Annotated in this window: 12 protein-coding genes; 4 read left to right on the top strand and 8 right to left on the bottom strand. The window is 72.7% G+C overall.

All coding sequences use genetic code 11. The features are described 5' to 3' along the window. Window positions 1-2: 2 nt before the first annotated feature. Entirely contained in the window at window positions 3-1286 is a 1284-nt protein-coding gene (locus tag ACIBQ1_RS29770; RefSeq protein WP_397282591.1) for an oxygenase MpaB family protein, read from the top strand. Beyond that, entirely contained in the window at window positions 1283-4501 is a 3219-nt protein-coding gene (locus tag ACIBQ1_RS29775) for an ATP-binding protein (RefSeq protein WP_397282592.1), read from the top strand. The genes ACIBQ1_RS29770 and ACIBQ1_RS29775 overlap by 4 nt, the downstream gene beginning before the upstream one ends. A 50-nt stretch (window positions 4502-4551) precedes the next feature. Here the strand turns inward: ACIBQ1_RS29775 and ACIBQ1_RS29780 are convergent, their stop codons facing one another. The 8 genes from ACIBQ1_RS29780 to ACIBQ1_RS29815 form a co-directional block, all read right to left on the bottom strand. Beyond that, a complete protein-coding gene (locus ACIBQ1_RS29780) occupies window positions 4552-5295 on the bottom strand; it encodes an SDR family NAD(P)-dependent oxidoreductase (protein ID WP_397282593.1) in 744 nt (247 codons plus the stop codon). A 97-nt stretch (window positions 5296-5392) separates the two neighbouring features. Then, a complete protein-coding gene (locus tag ACIBQ1_RS29785; protein WP_397282594.1) occupies window positions 5393-6658 on the bottom strand; it encodes a sensor histidine kinase in 1266 nt (421 codons plus the stop codon). Then, window positions 6655-7332, bottom strand: a complete 678-nt coding sequence (locus ACIBQ1_RS29790; RefSeq protein WP_397282596.1) for a response regulator transcription factor — start codon at window positions 7330-7332, stop codon at window positions 6655-6657. The genes ACIBQ1_RS29785 and ACIBQ1_RS29790 overlap by 4 nt, the downstream gene beginning before the upstream one ends. 93 nt (window positions 7333-7425) lie before the next feature. Next, on the bottom strand, window positions 7426-8739 hold the full coding sequence (locus tag ACIBQ1_RS29795) for a cation:proton antiporter (RefSeq protein WP_397282597.1): 1314 nt from the start codon (window positions 8737-8739) through the stop codon (window positions 7426-7428). Further along, window positions 8736-10073 carry a cytochrome P450 gene (locus ACIBQ1_RS29800; protein ID WP_397282598.1) on the bottom strand — a complete coding sequence of 446 codons (1338 nt, stop codon included), beginning with the start codon at window positions 10071-10073 and terminating at the stop codon, window positions 8736-8738. The genes ACIBQ1_RS29795 and ACIBQ1_RS29800 overlap by 4 nt, the downstream gene beginning before the upstream one ends. Then, window positions 10067-11110 (bottom strand): alpha-hydroxy acid oxidase, encoded by a 1044-nt coding sequence (locus tag ACIBQ1_RS29805; protein WP_397282599.1) that lies wholly within the window; start codon window positions 11108-11110, stop codon window positions 10067-10069. Before ACIBQ1_RS29805 ends, ACIBQ1_RS29800 begins: the two co-directional genes overlap by 7 nt. Beyond that, window positions 11110-12681: an NAD(P)-binding domain-containing protein gene (locus tag ACIBQ1_RS29810; RefSeq protein ID WP_397282601.1), complete on the bottom strand. Its 1572-nt coding sequence runs from the start codon at window positions 12679-12681 to the stop codon at window positions 11110-11112. Before ACIBQ1_RS29810 ends, ACIBQ1_RS29805 begins: the two co-directional genes overlap by 1 nt. A 39-nt stretch (window positions 12682-12720) precedes the next feature. Next, the gene (locus tag ACIBQ1_RS29815; RefSeq protein ID WP_397282602.1) at window positions 12721-14250 is read right to left on the bottom strand and encodes a class I adenylate-forming enzyme family protein; all 1530 of its coding nucleotides are present in this window, start codon (window positions 14248-14250) and stop codon (window positions 12721-12723) included. A 97-nt stretch (window positions 14251-14347) separates the two neighbouring features. Here ACIBQ1_RS29815 and ACIBQ1_RS29820 point away from each other — a divergent pair, with 97 nt between their 5' ends. Next, window positions 14348-15034 carry a sulfotransferase family protein gene (locus tag ACIBQ1_RS29820; RefSeq protein ID WP_397282603.1) on the top strand — a complete coding sequence of 229 codons (687 nt, stop codon included), beginning with the start codon at window positions 14348-14350 and terminating at the stop codon, window positions 15032-15034. 112 nt (window positions 15035-15146) lie between these two features. Further along, the gene (locus ACIBQ1_RS29825; protein ID WP_397282604.1) at window positions 15147-16487 is read left to right on the top strand and encodes a leucine-rich repeat domain-containing protein; all 1341 of its coding nucleotides are present in this window, start codon (window positions 15147-15149) and stop codon (window positions 16485-16487) included. The last annotated feature ends 33 nt before the right edge of the window (window positions 16488-16520 follow it).

Genomic DNA, 16520 nt, shown 5'->3' on the forward strand with positions numbered 1-16520 from the left:
AGATGAACGATCACGAACGCTGGCCGGAGGAGAGGTTCCGCCAGCTCAGACACCAGGCCGACCCGGACATCGACAAGGTCGTGGCCGGATACCTGGACGGCCGGCCCGCGGGGAGCGGCCCCCTGGAGCTGGTGAAGGCGGTGATCCAGGAGCTGGCGGTGGCCAAGCGGGAGGCCAGGGCGCCGTCGGGCGAGCCGCCCGCCTCCGAGATCTTCGAGGCCATCGACTTCGCCGCGGACCTGCCCGAGTGGGGCGACGACCGCGAGCTGCTGGCCAAGGGGCAGGCCGTCTTCGCCGACTACGGGCTCTACCAGTCGGCCGCGCTGTTCTGCAAGTGCCTGCCCATGGCGTACGTGGAGGTGTCCAGCGCCAAGGTGCTGGCCGGCGTCTCCCGGCTCGCCACGCACAGCCTGACCCGCCGGGTGGCCGAGACCGGGCAGATGCTGGTCGACGTTATGGGCCTGAAGGCCACCAACAGCCTGGAGCCCGGCCGCCCCGGGCACACCACGGCGATCGGGCTGCGGATCCTGCATTCCTTCGTCCGTGCCCTGGTGAACGAGCGGTTCGCCGACCAGTGGGACACCGCGCGGTTCGGCCCCCCGGTCAACCAGGAGCTCCTGCTGGCCACCATCTTCGACTTCTCGGTGGTGACGTGGGAGGCTCTGGAGAGCATGGGTGTGACGCTCTCCGAGGAGCAGCGTGCGGCCCATCTCTACACGTGGAGCGTGTTCGGCCATCTCATGGGCGTGGAGGCCTGCCGCGACCGGCCTCTCACGCTCGATGACGTCGAGCCGGTCAGCGAGCGCATGGGCCGCCTTTACGAGTCCAGCGACGAGGGCCGCCGGCTGATGGCCAGGCTGCTGGAGGAGATGGAGGAGTTCATGCACCTGGGGTGGCGCAAGCTGCCGCGCAGCCTGGTGCACTGGGTCTTCCGCGACGCCAAGTACGGCGCCGACCGGGTGCCCGAGCTCTTGGGCGTGCCCAAGCCCGCCTGGTGGTTCACCGCGCTGTTCGCGGCCGGCCGGGCGGCGCACCGGCACGCGGCGCTGGCGGGGCCGGTGGACGGCGTGGTCCGCTGGCTGATGCGCCGGCTCGGGCGGCAGATCGTGGTCGCCCTGATCGACCGCCACTCCGACGGGCAGGCGGCGTTCAGGATCCCCGAGGAGCTGGCCGGCGCGTGGCGGATCAAGCAGTCGCGCTCCGCCGTCAGGACGCGCGAGCTCCGCCGTACGGTCCGCAAGAAGGTGCGCGCGCCCGCGCTGGGACTGAAAGGGTCGCCCACGTGACCACTCCGCACCCGCCGGGCACGCTGACCACGGCGACCATCCTCTTCACCGACGTGGTCAGTTCCACCGCCATGCGGATCCGGCTCGGCGAGGAACGCGCGAACGTGGTCTTCCGCCGCCTCTACCAGCTGCTCCGCTCCGTGGTGACGGCCAGCGGCTCCACGTTCACCAAGAGCCTGGGCGACGGGCTGATGGCCGTCTTCGACTCGGCCACGGCCGGGCTCGACGCGGTCATCGCGGTGCAGCAGGCGGTGGCCGACGAGAACGAGCGCGCCCTGGACAAGATCTCCATCAGGGCCGCGCTCGCCGCCGGCGACGTGTGCTGGGGCCACGACGACGTCAGCGGGCTGCCGACCGTCGAGGCGGCCCGGCTGGTCGCCATCGCGGAGGGCGGCCAGGTGCTCTGCACCGACCTGGTGCGGCGGCTGGCGCAGGGGCGCAGCCGCCACGAGTTCAAGGACCTGGGGCGGCTGCCGGGCAAGGGGCTGCGGGAGCCGCTGCACACGTACGAGCTGCACTGGCAGAGCGCCGACCACCACCAGGTCGCCGGGCTGGCCCCGTGGCTGGAGGACGGCCACGTGCTGCCCTTCGTCGGCCGGGACGAGCAGTTGCGGGCGCTCGACGGGGAGCTGGCGGCGGCCGAGTTCGGCTCCGGGCTGGTGATCCTCCAGGGCGAGTCGGGGGTCGGCAAGACCCGGCTGGCCTCGGAGGTGGCCCGGCGGGCGCTCAAGCGGCAGTTCACGGTGCTGGCCGGGCGGTGCACGGATCCGGCGCGGCGGGCGTACGAGCCGATCGCCGGAGCGGTGGAGCGGCTGGCCCGCACCGCGCCCGCGCTGCTGCTGCGGGCCGGGGTCGACCAGCAGTGCGGCCAGCTCGTCCGCCTGGCGCCCTCGCTGGCCGCTCCCCCGCTGTCGCTGGAGGTGCCGCCGGCCACCGAGCCCGTGTCCGAGCGCTACCACCTGATGGCGGCCGCCCGCACGCTGATCGAGCGCCTGACCACCGTGCGGCCGGTGCTGCTGGTGATCGACGACCTGCAGTGGGCGACGCTGGAGTCGCTGCAGATGCTCAACGCCCTCATGTGGGACGCCGAGGCGCTGCCGCTGCTGGTCCTGGCCACCTCGCGGCCCCTGCAGGTCGAGTCGGCCCTGCCGGAGCTGCACAAGCTGACCGCCGACAGCCGCACGATCGAGGTCCCCTCCTTCGGGCTCGAGGAGGTCACCCACGCGCTGGCGGAGGTGCGCGGCGGCGGCGACTCCGAGCTGCTGCACCGGATCACCGGCGGCAACGCGTTCCTGATCAGCGAGGTGGTCAGGGAGCTGGCCGCGGGCAAGGAGCTCGACGCGCTGACCGTGCCCGACTCGGTGACGAGGATGGTCATGGCCCGGCTGTCGCAGCTCCACCCGGATGCCAGAGACCTGGTCAACCTGCTGGCCGTCGGCGAGCGCATGGAGTCGGCCGAGCTGCGGGCGGGGCTGGGGCTCGACGAGGCCAGGTTCGTGGCCGCGGTGGAGGAGGCCATGGGCGCGGGCCTGGTGACCATGTCGGACGGCGGGTCCTGCCGGTTCTCCCACGAGCTGACCAGGACCGCCCTCTACGCCAAGCTGTCCGCGCCGCGGGCGGGGCTGCTGCACGGCAAGGTCGCCGACGCCCTGTGCCGGACCGACCCGCGCGCCATGGAGTCCCGGCCGTACGTCGTGGCCACCCACCTGGTGGCCGCCGCCGAGCACGGCCGCGACCCGGCCAGGGTCAGCGCGGCGGCCGACGCGGCCGTGCACGCGGCGCAGCACGCGCTGGCCGGGCTGGCGCACCGCGAGGCGGTCACCTGGTACCAGCGGGTGCTCGACCTGCTGGCCGACTTCCCCGGCGCCACGCTGGAGCGCCGTGCGGAGCTGCTGGTGGAGTGCGGCCGGGCCATGTGGCTGGCCGGCGACCCCGACGCCAGGCAGACCCTCGTGCGGGCGGCCGACCTGGCCAGGCAGTGCGAGCGCTCCGACCTGATCGTGATCGCGGCGCTGGGCGGCGACCGCGGCTTCTCCACCATCTCGGCGGCGCCCGACCAGCAGCGCATCGCGCTGCTGACCGAGGCGCGCAAGCTGGTCGACTCCACCGACCTGAGCACCCGGGCGCTGCTGGCGGCCCAGCTCGCCTCCGAGCTCATCTGGGCGCCCGACGGGGAGCGGCGCTTCGCGCTGAGCGACGAGGCCGTGGCCCTGGCCCGCAAGTCGGGCGATCCGCGCACGCTCGCCGGCGTGCTCGGGCAGCGCAGCCTGACGATCATCCCCGCCGACCCGCTGCACCAGCGCCATCGCGACGGTGACGAGATGCTGGAGGCGGCCCGGCGCACGGGGGACGACCTGGCGCTGTTCCACGCGTACGTGCAGCGCACGCCCCCCGTGCTCGACGGCGGCGACGTGACCAGGGCCGCGATACTGCTCGGCCAGGCCGACGAGCTGGCGCGCCGGCTCGCCCAGCCGCACCTCACCTGGCTGATCGGCTACTCCAGGGCCGGCCTGACGCTCATGCAGGGCGACCTGGCGCAGGCCGAGTCCGAGGCGCAGTCGGCCCTGCGGCTGGGCTCGGAGATCGGCCGCCGCCTGGAGGCCGTGGCCATCTACGCGGAGCAGATCGGCGAGATCCGGCGGCTGCAGGGGCGGCTGTGGGAGCAGCGCGAGCGGCTCAGCCGGGCCGCCCAGGCGCCGCGCATCGACCCGGTGCACGCGATCTTGCGGTATCTGTGCGAGCTGGCCGACAAGGAGGCGGACGAAGAGGCCGGGCCCCTGCTCGACCGCATCCTCGCCTCCGGCGGGGCGACGCCGCCCCGCAACATGGCCCTTCGGCCCGCCCTGGACAACCTGGCCGTGGCCGCCGCCCGCCTGGGGCGGGCGGAGCTGGCCGAGCAGCTCTACGGCTCGCTGGCCGCCGACGGGGAGACCTTCGGCCACGGCGCGGTGGCCCACCACTGCGGGCACCACTACCTGGCGCACCTGTGCGTGGCGATGGGCTCGCCGCAGCGGGCGGCCGAGCACTTCGAGGCCGCCGCCGAGGTGCACGAGCGGCAGGGGGTGCCGCTCATGCTGGCGGAGTCGCTGCTCGACTGGGCCGACCTGCTGGACGGGGGCGCGGTGAACGGGCCGAAACCGGCGGACCTGCGCAAGTGGGGTGCCTCGCTCCTGCCGGGCCGCGGCGCGGTCCTGCTGGAGCGGCGGCTGCGCTGATCGCGGGGGTCAGCGGAAGGCGGCGGCCGCGCTGATCGCGACGGTGAGGGTCAGCGGAGGTGGGAGGCGCCGTTGAGGTCGAGCACGGCGCCGCTGGCCCATTCGGCGGCCGGGGAGGCCAGGTAGACGACGGCTGCCGCGATCTCCTCCGGCCGCGCCACCCGCCCGAACGGGCTCTGCGCCCGGATCGCGTCCCCTCCGGGCCCTTCGAGGTACTCGGTCGTCATGTCGGTCTCCACGAAGCCGGGCGCCACGGCCGCCACCGCGATCCCGCGCGGGGCGAGCGCGACGGCCAGCGACTGGCCCAGAGAGTTGAGACCGGCCTTGCTCGCCCCGTAGGCGGGGCTGTCCGGCTCGCCGCGGAACGCGCCGCGCGAGGAGACGTTGATCACCCGGCCGCCGGCGGGCATGTGCTGGACGGCGCACCAGACGACGTTGGCCGTCCCCACCAGATTGACGTCGAGCGTGCGCCGCCAGGCGCTCTGCCACTCCTCGTACGACAGCTCCGCGAGGGGATGGTGGAAGTAGACGGCGGCGTTGTTGACCAGCACCTCGATCCCGCCCAGGGCGTCGGCCGCCGCGTCCACCATGCGGCGCACGGCCTCCGGGTCGGCCAGGTCGCCCCGCACGATCGTGTGCCCCTGGCCGGGCAGCTCGTCCAGCAGGTCCTGTGCCTCTTTCTCGGAGTCCCGGTGATGGATCGCGACCCGGTCGCCCTGCGCGGCGAAGGCCGCCGCGACCGCCCGCCCGATACCCCTCGACGCACCTGTGACAAGAACTCCACGCCCGCTCATGCGACCTCCTCCGTCGGCCGCATGAGCGAGACCCGGCTGTGTTTGATTGATCGCTCGCTGCGCTCGCTCATGTCGCCGCACGCTAGCAGGTGGCCGATCAGAGGCGGCGTCCGGGCTCCAGCGGCGCCCGCAGGGGCGGGGTGACCGCCGGGTCGGCCGGCAGGCGGACGGTGAAGGTGGCGCCGGCACCCGGCCGGCCGTCGGCGGTGATGGTGCCGTGGTGGCCCTCCACCACCTCCCGTACGAGCGCCAGCCCCAGCCCGAAGCCCGCCCCCACGAACCGGGTGAAGAGGCGTTCGGTGTGCGCCGGGTCCAGGCCCACCCCGTCGTCGCGCACGGTCAGCCGGACCAGGTCGCGCTCCCTCGACAGGGTCACCCAGATGTGGCCGCCCACGCGGGTGTGGCTCAGGGCGTTGTCCAGGAGGGCCGAGACCACGCGGCGCAGCGCGGACTCCACGCCGCGCACCACGTGATCGCCCGGCCCCTCGCAGCGGACCTCGATCGTCACCCCCTTGGCGTCCGCGCGGGCGCTCTCGGCCACGGCCAGCCCGGAGGCCAGCACCGCGAGGTCGACGGGTCCGAACGGGCGGCGCAGCTGCTGGAACTCGGCCGACCGGAGCAGGTCCTCGACCACCTCGCCCAGCTGCCTGGTGCCGGTCACGAGCTGGTCCACCTCGTCGATGAGCAGGATCGGGTCCGTGCCGCCCCGCAGCCGGCGCGACAGGAGCTGGGCGCGGGTGTGCAGGCGGGTCAGCGGGCCGCGCAGCTCGTGGCTGACGTCGGCGGAGAAGCGGCGCTGCCGCGCCAGGGCCTCGCCGAGCGGCGCGATGGCGCGGCGGGAGATGACCTGGCCCACCAGCAGCGCGGCCAGCAGGCCGCCGATCTCCACGCCGCCGAGCGTGTGGAGCAGCCGCTGGCGTTCGGCGGCCTGGTAGCGCAGGTCCAGCACCGCCTGGACGGTGGCGTCGCCGCGGCGCTGGGTGCGGATGAGGTACGCGCGCCCGTCCACCCGGACCTCCTCGACCCGGGGCGGCAGGCCGGTGGCGACCTGGTCCATGGCCGCGCGCACCGGAAGCCCGACGGGCGCGCCCGGGGAGCTCTCCACGGTGCCGTCGGGCCGCAGCGCGTAGAGCCACAGGCAGGGAGGGGGGTGGGCGATGGAGGCGCGCCGCACGGCGGCGCTCAGGTCGCGCTCGGCGGAGGCGGCCTGCTGGTGCACCATGAGGCAGTACACCAGCACGCCGGCCAGGGCCAGGACCACGGAGATCGCGCCGGCCACCTGCGCGGTGATGCGGTGGCGGGCCCGCTTCAGCAGCCGCCGCTCCGGCTCCGGCCGCGCGCCTGCCCGCGCCGGCAGGCTCATAACTCACCCAGGCGGTAGCCCACGCCCCGCACGGTGTACACGACCCCTGATCCCAGCTTGTTGCGCAGGTAGTAGACGTACGTGTCCACGATCGCTTCCTTCTTGGCGCCGTCGAAGACCCGCTGCCGGAGCGACGTGCGGGTGTGGACCTGCCGCGGGCGCGCCGCCAGGGCGCTGAGCAGCCGGCACTCCTGCCCCGACAGCTCGATCTGCTCCCCGCTGGGCAGCCGGACGATGTGCGACTCGGAGTCCAGCCAGCCCGCGCCGAGCGGCAGCAGCGTGGCCTGGTCGAGGTTCCTGCGGTGCAGGGCCCGCACCCTGGCCAGCAGCTCGTCGATCTCGAACGGCTTGACCAGGTAGTCCTCCGCGCCCGCGTCGAGCCCGGCGACCCGGTCGGCGACCGAGCCGAAGGCGGTCAGCACCAGCACGGGGGTGATGACCGCCTGCCGTCGCAGCCGCCGCAGGAGGTCGATGCCGTCGAGCGCCGGCAGGCCGCGATCGATGATCAGCACGTCGTACGGGCGGCTCAGCCCCAGATGCAGCCCCCGCTGCCCTTCCAGAGCCAGATCGACCGCGTATCCCTGCTCGGTGAACAGGTCGACGAGCATGCGCCCAAGATCGCGGTCGTCCTCGATGAGCAGCAGCCGACGGGCTGTACCCGATGTTCCAGCCACCTGACCACGGTTACACCACGGTCGGCGCAATTACCAGGTCCACTCCGGCATTCGCTGATCGGGAACCGGGCGCACCACGGCCCACCTGCGCGATCACGACGGATTGGACCTGACCAGCGCCGAAACTTCCGTGGTCTTGGTCCGGCTCTCCAGGCGCTCGGGCAGCGCCAGCTTGTAGAGGGGCAGGGCGCCGGCCGTGGTCAGGACGGCCACGAGCACCAGCATCGCGAAGAGCTCCTGGGTGATCATGCCCTGGGCCAGGCCGATGTTGATGAAGATGAGGATCATCAGCCCGCGGGCGTTCATGAGCGCCCCCACCGCGTACGACTCCCGCCAGCCGAACCCCATCCCCCGCATCGCCAGCGCGCACCCGAAGTACTTGCCGCAGAACCCGGCGAGCAGGATCAGCCCGAACGCCAGCAGCATGGCGCCGCCCGCGATGCCCCCGAGGTGGGTGTTCAGCCCCGAGAAGGTGAAGAACGTGGGCAGCAGCAGCGTCGAGACGATCTCCATCATCCGGCCGTGCAGGGCCTCGCGGAACTTGGGGTCGCGAGGCATGGCCAGGCCGGCCAGGAAGCCGCCGAAGACCGAGTAGACGCCGATCCAGTCCGTCAGCCAGCCGGCCGTCAGCGGCACGATGATGACGACGTACATGCCGGTGGCGCCGAGGCGGCCGGTGCGGGCGACGGTCGCTCCCATGGGGCGCAGCAGGGGGGCGACCACCTTGAGCATGACGACGGCGAACAGCGCGGTCAGGCCGATGGTGGGCAGCGCGTCGCCGGCGCCGGTGCCGAGGTGCATGGCCGACAGGACGGCCAGGATGCACCAGGCCAGGGCGTCGTCGATGGAGGCGGCGATGAGGGTGAGCCGGCCGACCGGGGCGTTCTCCAGGCCGCGCTCGTACAGGATCCTGGCCAGCATGGGGAACGCGGTCAGCGACAGCGCCCCGCCGACGAACAGGGCGAACTGGAAGGGGCTGACGTCCGGCAGCGAGAGCAGGTCGTACAGCAGGAGGCCCGCTCCGAAGCCGAGCAGCAGCGAGGGGACGATCCCGGAGACGGCCAGCGCGGAGGCCTTGCGGACCTCGCCCGTGCGCCCGCTGTGGTCGAGCCCCGCCCCCACCAGGAACATGTAGAGCGTCAGCCCGATGGTGCTCAGCACGTACAGGACCGGTCTGACCTCCTTCGGGAACAGGGCCGCCTGCGCGTCGGGGAAGAGCCAGCCGAAGAACGTCGGCCCGAGGAGCACGCCGGCGACCATCTCGCCGAGCACGCGCGGCTGCATCACCATCTGTGCCAGCCGGCCGCAGATCGCCGCGACGATCAGGATCACGACGAGGGCGGGCAGGACCTTGAGTATGAGGGCGAGGTTGGGGTCGGGAGACGTGACGTGGGCCAGTACGGTCATGTTCGGTTCTCCGCTGGGTGATCGAAGTGGCGCTCGCAGAGCCGTTGCCGGCGGGCGTCCCAGACCATGTAGGTGCCGAGGACGAGCTGCACCGTGCTGCGCCAGACGTCCTCCCAGCGGTCGCGGGCCTTCATGAGGGCGAGCGCGGCGCGGGGCGGGCGGGGCGCGTGCGGCGGGGTGAGCAGGCAGGGCCCGCGGTTGGGCAGGGACCGGGTGTGGGCGGCCGAGGAGTGCAGGGCGTACCGGTGCAGGATCTCCCGGGCCGCGACCCGCATCGCGATCGGCGCCAGCCGCCAGGCCGGGCAGGGGCGGTTGGCGGCGACGCCGAACGGGATGTGGTTGAGGTCCTTGGCGGGCCGGTCGAAGCGGCCCGGGTCGAAGCGGCCCGGATCGGCGAACCCGGCGCGGTGGAACTCGGGATAGTTGAAGCAGAGCACCGATCCGGCCGGGATCGCGGCGCCCTCGCCGAGCGGGATCTCGCCGGTGGTGATGCGGTGGGCGATGCCGAAGAGCGGGTAGAGCCGCAGTGTCTCGGAGATCACGTGGTCGAGGTAGCGGTCGTCCGCCGTGCGGGCCCGCTCCTGTACGCCGGGATGCTGCGCGAGGACCATCAGCAGGTGGGCCATGGCCTCCGACATCTGGACGACGGCGGTGTTGAAGAAGGCGCCCTGGAGGTAGAACGCCTGTTCCTGGGGCGTCAGGCCGTCGGGGAGCGGGATCCGCACGCGTGACAGGCGGCCGAGCAGGTAGCGGGTCAGGCGGTGGCGGCGTTCCATGTGCCGCAAGCCCGTGCACTTGAGCGAGGTGACCACGTCGTTCGCGTTGCCCACGATCAGGTCGCGGGCCTCGCGCGGGCACGGCTCGGCGAACACCAGCTCGTAGGAGAACTCGGCCCACAGCGGCATCGTCAGGTCGCGCAGCCGTACGAGCCCTCCGGCGTCGGCCAGCGTGCGGGCGGCGCAGCGGCGCGTGAGCTCCTCGGCCTCGGCGCGCGGCACGGCGAGCAGCCCGCGCGTCGCCCCGGCCACCGCGTCGTAGCGCTCGCCCGCCTCCAGGTGCTCCTGGTGCATCTCGGGACCGGGTGCCAGCCAGTACCAGAACAGGTCCGACAGCGCGGCGCCCTTGCTGCGCCCGTTCGCGGCCGGGTGCGAGTAGACCTCCTTGAAGCGCTCGATGCCCACGAGGTCGCCGGGGACGGGGATGCTCTCGTCGCCGCTGATCCGGTTGAAGACGCGTACGCGCAGTGCCACGACCCGCGCCGGCAGCCACCACGGCAGGCTCACCACGACCGCCAGGGCCAGGATGATCAGCGTGGTCAGCCCGGTGGTCAGCATGGCCGCCGCACCATGCCCGGGTCGAGGTCGCCGATGGAGGCGCAGCCGCACAGGGTGAGCGCGTGCTCGACCTCCGCGCGCAACAGGCCGAGCACGCGGGCCACGCCCCGCTCGCCGTCCGCCGCCAGCCCCCAGATCACCGGACGGCCGACGGCGACCGCCGTGGCGCCGAGCGCCAGTGCCTTCAGCACGTCCGTGCCGCGCCGGATCCCGCCGTCCACCAGCACGGGCACGGCGCCGCCGACGGCCGCGGCGATCTCCGGCAGCAGGTCGATCGAGGCGGGAACGGTGTCGAGCTGCCGCCCGCCGTGGTTCGAGACCATGATCGCCGAGACGCCGTGATCGAGGGCGATCCGGGCGTCGCCGGGGTGCGTGACGCCTTTGACGGCGATCGGCAGCGTGGTCATCTCCCGCAGGCGGTCGATGTGCTCCCACGACAGCTCGGGCGACATGAGGATCGGGCGCACCCGGTCGCCGTCGCGCAGGTTCTCGCAGCACAGGTGCTCGGGCAGGTCGTGGAAGCCGTTGCGCAGGTCGCGCTCGCGCCGCCCGAGCACGGGCGAGTCCACGGTGACGACCAGCGCCTTGCAGCCGGCCGCCGCGGCGCGGCGCACGACGGTCTCGGTGAAGGACAGGTCCGGCTGCACGTACAGCTGGAACCAGAGCTCGGCGTCGGGCGCGGCGGCCGCCACCTCCTCGATCGCCACGGTGGCGGCCATGCTCACGATCATGATCGTCTCGGCGGCGGCCGCCGCGCGTGCCGTGGCCCGCTCGCCCTCCGGGTCGGCGAGGCGATGGAACGCGGTCGGCGCCACCAGCACGGGCATGGCGGCGCGGCTGCCGAGCAGGGTGAGGCCGGTCTGCGGCTTGGCCGCGCCGCGCAGCGCCCTGGGCAGAAGGCCGATCCGGGCGAACGCGGCCTCGTTCGCCCGCACGGTGACCTCGTCACCGGCCCCGCCGGCGAAGTAGTCGTAGTGCGCGGGGTCGAGGCGGGCGCGGGCCTCGGCCTCGAACTCGCGCAGACTCCACCGCTCCATCAGAGCGTTGCGGACGTCAACTGCTCGGCGAAGAAGGCCCGGAGGGGCTCGACGTGGATCTCCTTGGAGGTCCACTCGTTCTCGAGGTTCTCGGTGATGTGGTGGGCGACCGGGGGCCGCCCGGGCACGTGATGGCGGACGATGGGGTGGAGGTAGTGGCCCTCGTGAGCGCGGGCCGAGTCGCTCTGGCTGATCCGGCCCACCTCGATGTCGAAGGGGTCGATCTTGTCGTGGTTCGGGCCGTAGTCCAGGGTGATCGCGAAGTGGCCGCGGTCGCCGATCGGCGGGCCCTGCAGGTCGTACGGCACCTCCTCCAGGTAGCGGGCCGTGTCGCCGTCGGGCACGATGACGTCGGCCAGCAGCCCGAACTGCTGCCACAGCGCCGAGGCGCGGTTGACCCGTTCGACGACCGCCGCGGCGAGCGCCTCCGGGTCGGCGGGCAGCACCCTGGCGGGCCAGGGCACGCCGTGGTGGCGGGACTCCAGGACGCGGTGCAGCGCGCGCACGCCGTACCGGAAGCCGTGGATGAAGCCGCTGGTGCCGTGCTTGAAGTCGCGTGACTGCGTGATCGTGCCGGCGAAGTGGAGGTCGGGCACGTTGACGGACTCGTAGGCCGGGGTGAGCGACGGGAACCTGTCGTTGATCACCAGCTCGGGGCGGCAGGAGTCGCCGAAGATCGAGGCGTCGAAGCGGAAGCCGGTGCAGAGGATCACGCTGTCGTACGGGATGTCCTTGGTGACCTCGTTGACCCGGGCGAAGGAGACCGTCACCAGGTACGTGCCGTCCGGGTTGCGCTCGACGCGCTTGACGTCGCCGTCGAGGATCGCGTTCTGCGACTTGAGCTGGTAGGTGTCCAGCAGGCTGTTGTTGATCGCCCGCAGGTGGCCGACGTAATGGGTGCGCCAGGCCATGCGGATCGAGTGCGGGCCCGCCACGTGGATGACCGCGGCGCTCTCCATCAGGTTGTCGGCCGTCTCGAAGGCCGAGTTGCCCTTGCCGATGATGAGCACCCGCTGGTTGACGTAGTCGGCCGGGTCGGTGGAGTGGGTGCCGTACAGCTCGGCCGCCTCGATGCCCGGGATGGGCGGGATGTTGGGCTTGGTGACGCCGGCCGCGACGACGACCCTCTTCGCCTCGTACGTGCGCCCGGACTCGTCCGTCACCCGGAACGGCGAACCTGCCGACGAACCGGGCCGGTCCACGCGGACCACCCGGGAGTCGTAGGCGATGCGCAGGCCGTGCTGCCGGGCGAAGTCGCCCAGGTAGCGGACCATGTCGTCGGCGTGCGGGAAATACCGGTCGCTGTAGCGGGTGAACAGCAGGCCGGGGTCGTCGGACAGCAGCGAGTTCCAGTCCATCCGGAGCTTGAGCTCGGGGTCCTCCCATCCGGTGTGCTTCTTGTTGATCGAGATCAGCGTGCGATGGCGCGGGAAGGTGTGGAAGAAGCGGCCCGGAGCGGAGCCCGCCTCGAGGATCAGGTAGTCCCGCCCCTGCTCGTGCAGGAAATACCCCAGTTGCAAGCCAGCGGGGCCCGCGCCGATCACCAGGTAGTCCAGGGTCTTGTCCGGCACGGGAGCCTCCGTCACGGCGATGTGATTGAACGGACAACCTCAGTGTTGGCGGGCAATTCTCAGAATTTGCTCAGAGAGGGCGCGCTTGTCGGGCTTTCCGCTGGTGGCGAGGGGGACGGCGGGGACGATCGTGATCGTCTGGGGGACGCTGTCCTCGCCGAGCTGCGCCCGTACCAGCGCCCGCAGCGCGATCCGGCCGGGGGTGCGGCCCGGGGCCGGGACGACGAACGCGTGCACGGCCTCGCCCGTGCCCTCGTCGGGGGCGCCCACGACGTACGCCTCGTCCACGTCGGGGTGGCCGGTCAGCGCGCGCTCGATCGGGCCCGCGTACACCACCATGGCGTTGACCATGATCACGTCGCGGGAACGGCCGGCCAGGTGGAGGAAGCCGTCCTCGTCCACGTGGCCGAGGTCGCGGGTGCGCAGCCAGCCGTCCTTCAGGGTGTCGCGGGTCTCCTCCTCCTCGCCCCAGTAGCCCCGCATCAGGTACGGGCTGCGTACGTGGATCTCCCCCGTCGCGCCCGGCGGCAGCTCGTCGTCGCGCTCGTCGCGCACGCTGATCTCGACGCCGGGATGCGGGCGGCCGACGGGTTCCAGCACGCCGGCGGCGATGTGGTCGGGGGTGAGCATGGCGATGTTGCCCGCCTCGGTCTGGCCGTAGCCCTGGTAGACGACGGGGCCCAGCTTCTCGGCGGCCTCGGCCAGCCGCCGCGCGCTGATCGGCGAGCCCGAGACCATCAGCGCCCGCAGGCTCCCCAAATCCACCTCGTCCAGAAATTTCAGCATCTGGAACAGCCGGGGCACGGTGATGATCGAGCCGGTGATCCGGTGGCGCTCGATCGCGTACGGGAACATCGGACGCCCGTCGTCCTCGGGGATGACCGCCGTGCCCCCGCCGAGCAGGCACGGCGCCACGAACTCCATGACGACCATGCTGGCCAGGGTGCCGAACAGCAGGTACCGCTCGAAGGCCCGCGCGAGCCCGGCCGCGACCGGCGACCACACGCGCGGCTGCCACGCCCAGTGCTCGCCCAGCGCCCCGTACGTGATCGCGCACCCCTTCGGACGGCCGGTGCTGCCGCTGGTGAAGGTCAGGGCCGCCACGTCGCCGGGCCGGGCGGACACGGTCAGCGGCCCTCCGTCGTCGGGGTGCGCCAGCAGGTCACCGGCGCCCGCGCAGGGGCCCAGGGACAGCGCCGGCCGCCCGGGAAGGTGACGTGCGGCGGCGCGGCGCAGGTCGGGCGTGGCGGTCGTCGGGTCCACGAGCAGGGCGTCGATCCCCATGCCCAGCACATGGGCGAGCTGCCCCTCCGGGTAGCCGGGCCGGATGCCGACGACCCGGCAGCCCAGCGTGTGCGCGGCCATGTGGGCGGCGAACGCCTCGGGGGTGACGGCCGTACGCACCGCGACGGCCCGCCCGGGGCCCAGGCCCGCGGCGCGCATCGCGCCCGCCAGCCGCCGGATCAGCTCCAGCAGCTCGCCCCGGGAGACCGTCCTGTCGCCGTGCTCGAAGGCGGGGCTGTCCGGCGCGTCGAGCAACGCGTCGAGCAGAGGCTGCGGGAAGAGCATGTACGCCTCCTCTGTGCTTTCATATTTCCGGATTCACCGCGACATTAGACGGCACAGATCAGAGACCCATCAGAGACGTGCGGGTGGTGAGCGCGAGATGAAAGTGATCGGCGCGGGTTTCGGGCGCACGGGCACGCGGTCGCTCAAGGCGGCACTGGAGATCCTGGGATATGGCCCCTGCTACCACATGTCGACGATCATCGCGGAGCCGTACCGCGTCCGGCAGTGGCTCGACGTCGGCGAGGGCCGCTCCCGTGCCTGGGACACCCTGTTCGCCGGCTTCCGATCGGCGCTCGACTGGCCCGCCTCCGCGTACTGGCGCGAGCTGGCCGAGCACTATCCGGAGGCCAAGGTCGTCCTCACCGTCCGCGACCCCGCCCGCTGGTACGACAGCGTCAGCGAGACCATCTTCCGCAGCGCCCTGGAAGAGCGCCGGCTCCCCCTGCGCCGCCGGATCACCCGCTGGCTGGTGGCCCGCCGCGCCCCGGACTTCGCCCTGTACCCGCGCATGGCCAGGGCGACCGTCATGGACCGCGTCTTCGGCGGCCGCATCGACGATCGCGCCCACGTCATCGACGTCTACGAACGGCACGCGGCCGAGGTCAAGGCGGCGATACCGGCGGACCGGCTGCTGGTGTTCGAGGTGCGGGACGGGTGGGAGCCGCTGTGCGCGTTCCTCGGCGTGCCCGTGCCCGAGGTGCCGTTCCCGCAGGTCAACGAGCGGGCGGCGTTCCGCGCGAAACGGCCGCGCCGGCTGTTGCGGCTCATCGTACGCGGGCGCTGACCGGCCTCGGGACCGCATACGGCGGGCGGGCCGCGCCGCCTGTGGCACCGTCCCGCGCCGAGTGTTCCCGAACGCCACCCGGAAAGATCACGAATGCGTAGGGTGGCATGGCATGAACCTGGACCTTTCCGACTACCGCGCCAAACTGACGTCCGCGACCCCGGAACGCGCCTGGAAATCCCTGCGCGAACTCGCGCTGCGCGGCCAGGGCGACGCGCTCGCGCTGGCCGCGGAGTTCGCGGAGATCGCCGAGCCGTCCTCCGAGAAGCTGCTCAGGCTGTGGCCCCAGGCGCTCGACCCCGACGCCTTCGCCGAGCACCTGCTCGCGCCCGCCTTCGAGGACGAGGGCCGTACCGAGCTGGAGTTACGCCGGCGTGACTCGCTCGCCGGGTTGCGCCACCTGACGATCTTGCGGAAGCTGGTCCTGGACCACTGCAAGGGCCTCACCGACCTCTCCGAGCTCGCCGCGCTGACCGAGCTGCGCGAGCTCAAGCTGGACGGCTGCGCGGCCGTCGGCGACCTGCGGCCGCTCGCCGGGCTCATCGCGCTGCAGGTGCTGGAGGTCACCAGCTCTCCCGAGGTGTCCGACGTCTCCCCGCTGCTCGGCCTGCGCAACCTGCGCCGTCTCAGCCTGCGCAGCAGCGGGGTGACCAGCGTCGAAGGGTTCGGCGAGGCGTTCCCGTACCTCGATCACCTGAGCCTGGACAACTGCCGGTTCATCGAGGACATCCGGCCGCTGTCCGGGCTGCGCCGCCTGACCGAACTGGAGGTGAGCCGCACCAAGATCACAAGCATCGACGGTCTGTACGGCCTCGACTCCATGGCCGAGCTGCACATGCACTGCGCCCGCCTGACCGGCCTCGACGGCATCGCCGCCATGCCCGCGCTGGAACGGCTCTATCTCAGCGGCTGCACGAAGCTGAAGAGCCTCGACGGCCTCGGCCACCACCCCCGCCTGACGAACCTCGGCCTGCCCAGCGCGCCGCTGCCCGACCTGCGCCCGCTGTCGCGGCTGCCCGCCCTGACCGGGATCACCGTCGAAAGCTTCACCCGGCTCACCTCGCTCGACGGGCTCGAAGGGCACCCTTCGATCAGCGAGGTGTACCTGGCCTACACCGAGCTCATGACGGACTTCTCCGCGCTCGCGCGCATGCCCGCCCTGCGCACCCTGACCTTGCAGGGCCTGGACCACCTCTCCGACCTCAGCCCGTTCGCGGGGCTGCTGAACCTGGAGACGCTCCATCTCGCCTGCACCGGCCCCCTGACCACCTTGGACGGGCTCGAACGCCTGCCCTCCCTGCACGCCCTGCACCTCTTCGACTGCCGCTCGCTGAGCGACCTGGGGGAGGTCACCGGCTTCCCGTCGCTCAAGGAGGTCACCGTGAGCCGCTGCCCGGTCCTGCCGCCCGACCTCCTGTCCGATCTGCGTGCCCGGGGCCTGCTCAGCGCCTGACCGCGGAGGCGGGCTCAGACCCACGCGGCTCAG

It is taken from the genome of Nonomuraea sp. NPDC050153 (genome assembly GCF_044460125.1).
Taxonomy (GTDB): domain Bacteria; phylum Actinomycetota; class Actinomycetes; order Streptosporangiales; family Streptosporangiaceae; genus Nonomuraea.

Excerpts from the sequence above, each read along its gene's own strand:
- ACIBQ1_RS29770 (WP_397282591.1), top strand. The coding sequence starts at position 3 with ATGAACGATCACGAACGCTGGCCGGAGGAGAGGTTCCGCCAGCTCAGA.
- ACIBQ1_RS29780 (WP_397282593.1), bottom strand. The coding sequence starts at position 5,295 with ATGAGCGGGCGTGGAGTTCTTGTCACAGGTGCGTCGAGGGGTATCGGG.
- ACIBQ1_RS29785 (WP_397282594.1), bottom strand. The coding sequence starts at position 6,658 with ATGAGCCTGCCGGCGCGGGCAGGCGCGCGGCCGGAGCCGGAGCGGCGG.
- ACIBQ1_RS29795 (WP_397282597.1), bottom strand. The coding sequence starts at position 8,739 with ATGACCGTACTGGCCCACGTCACGTCTCCCGACCCCAACCTCGCCCTC.
- ACIBQ1_RS29800 (WP_397282598.1), bottom strand. The coding sequence starts at position 10,073 with ATGCTGACCACCGGGCTGACCACGCTGATCATCCTGGCCCTGGCGGTC.
- ACIBQ1_RS29805 (WP_397282599.1), bottom strand. The coding sequence starts at position 11,110 with ATGGAGCGGTGGAGTCTGCGCGAGTTCGAGGCCGAGGCCCGCGCCCGC.
- ACIBQ1_RS29815 (WP_397282602.1), bottom strand. The coding sequence starts at position 14,250 with ATGCTCTTCCCGCAGCCTCTGCTCGACGCGTTGCTCGACGCGCCGGAC.
- ACIBQ1_RS29820 (WP_397282603.1), top strand. The coding sequence starts at position 14,348 with ATGAAAGTGATCGGCGCGGGTTTCGGGCGCACGGGCACGCGGTCGCTC.
- ACIBQ1_RS29825 (WP_397282604.1), top strand. The coding sequence starts at position 15,147 with ATGAACCTGGACCTTTCCGACTACCGCGCCAAACTGACGTCCGCGACC.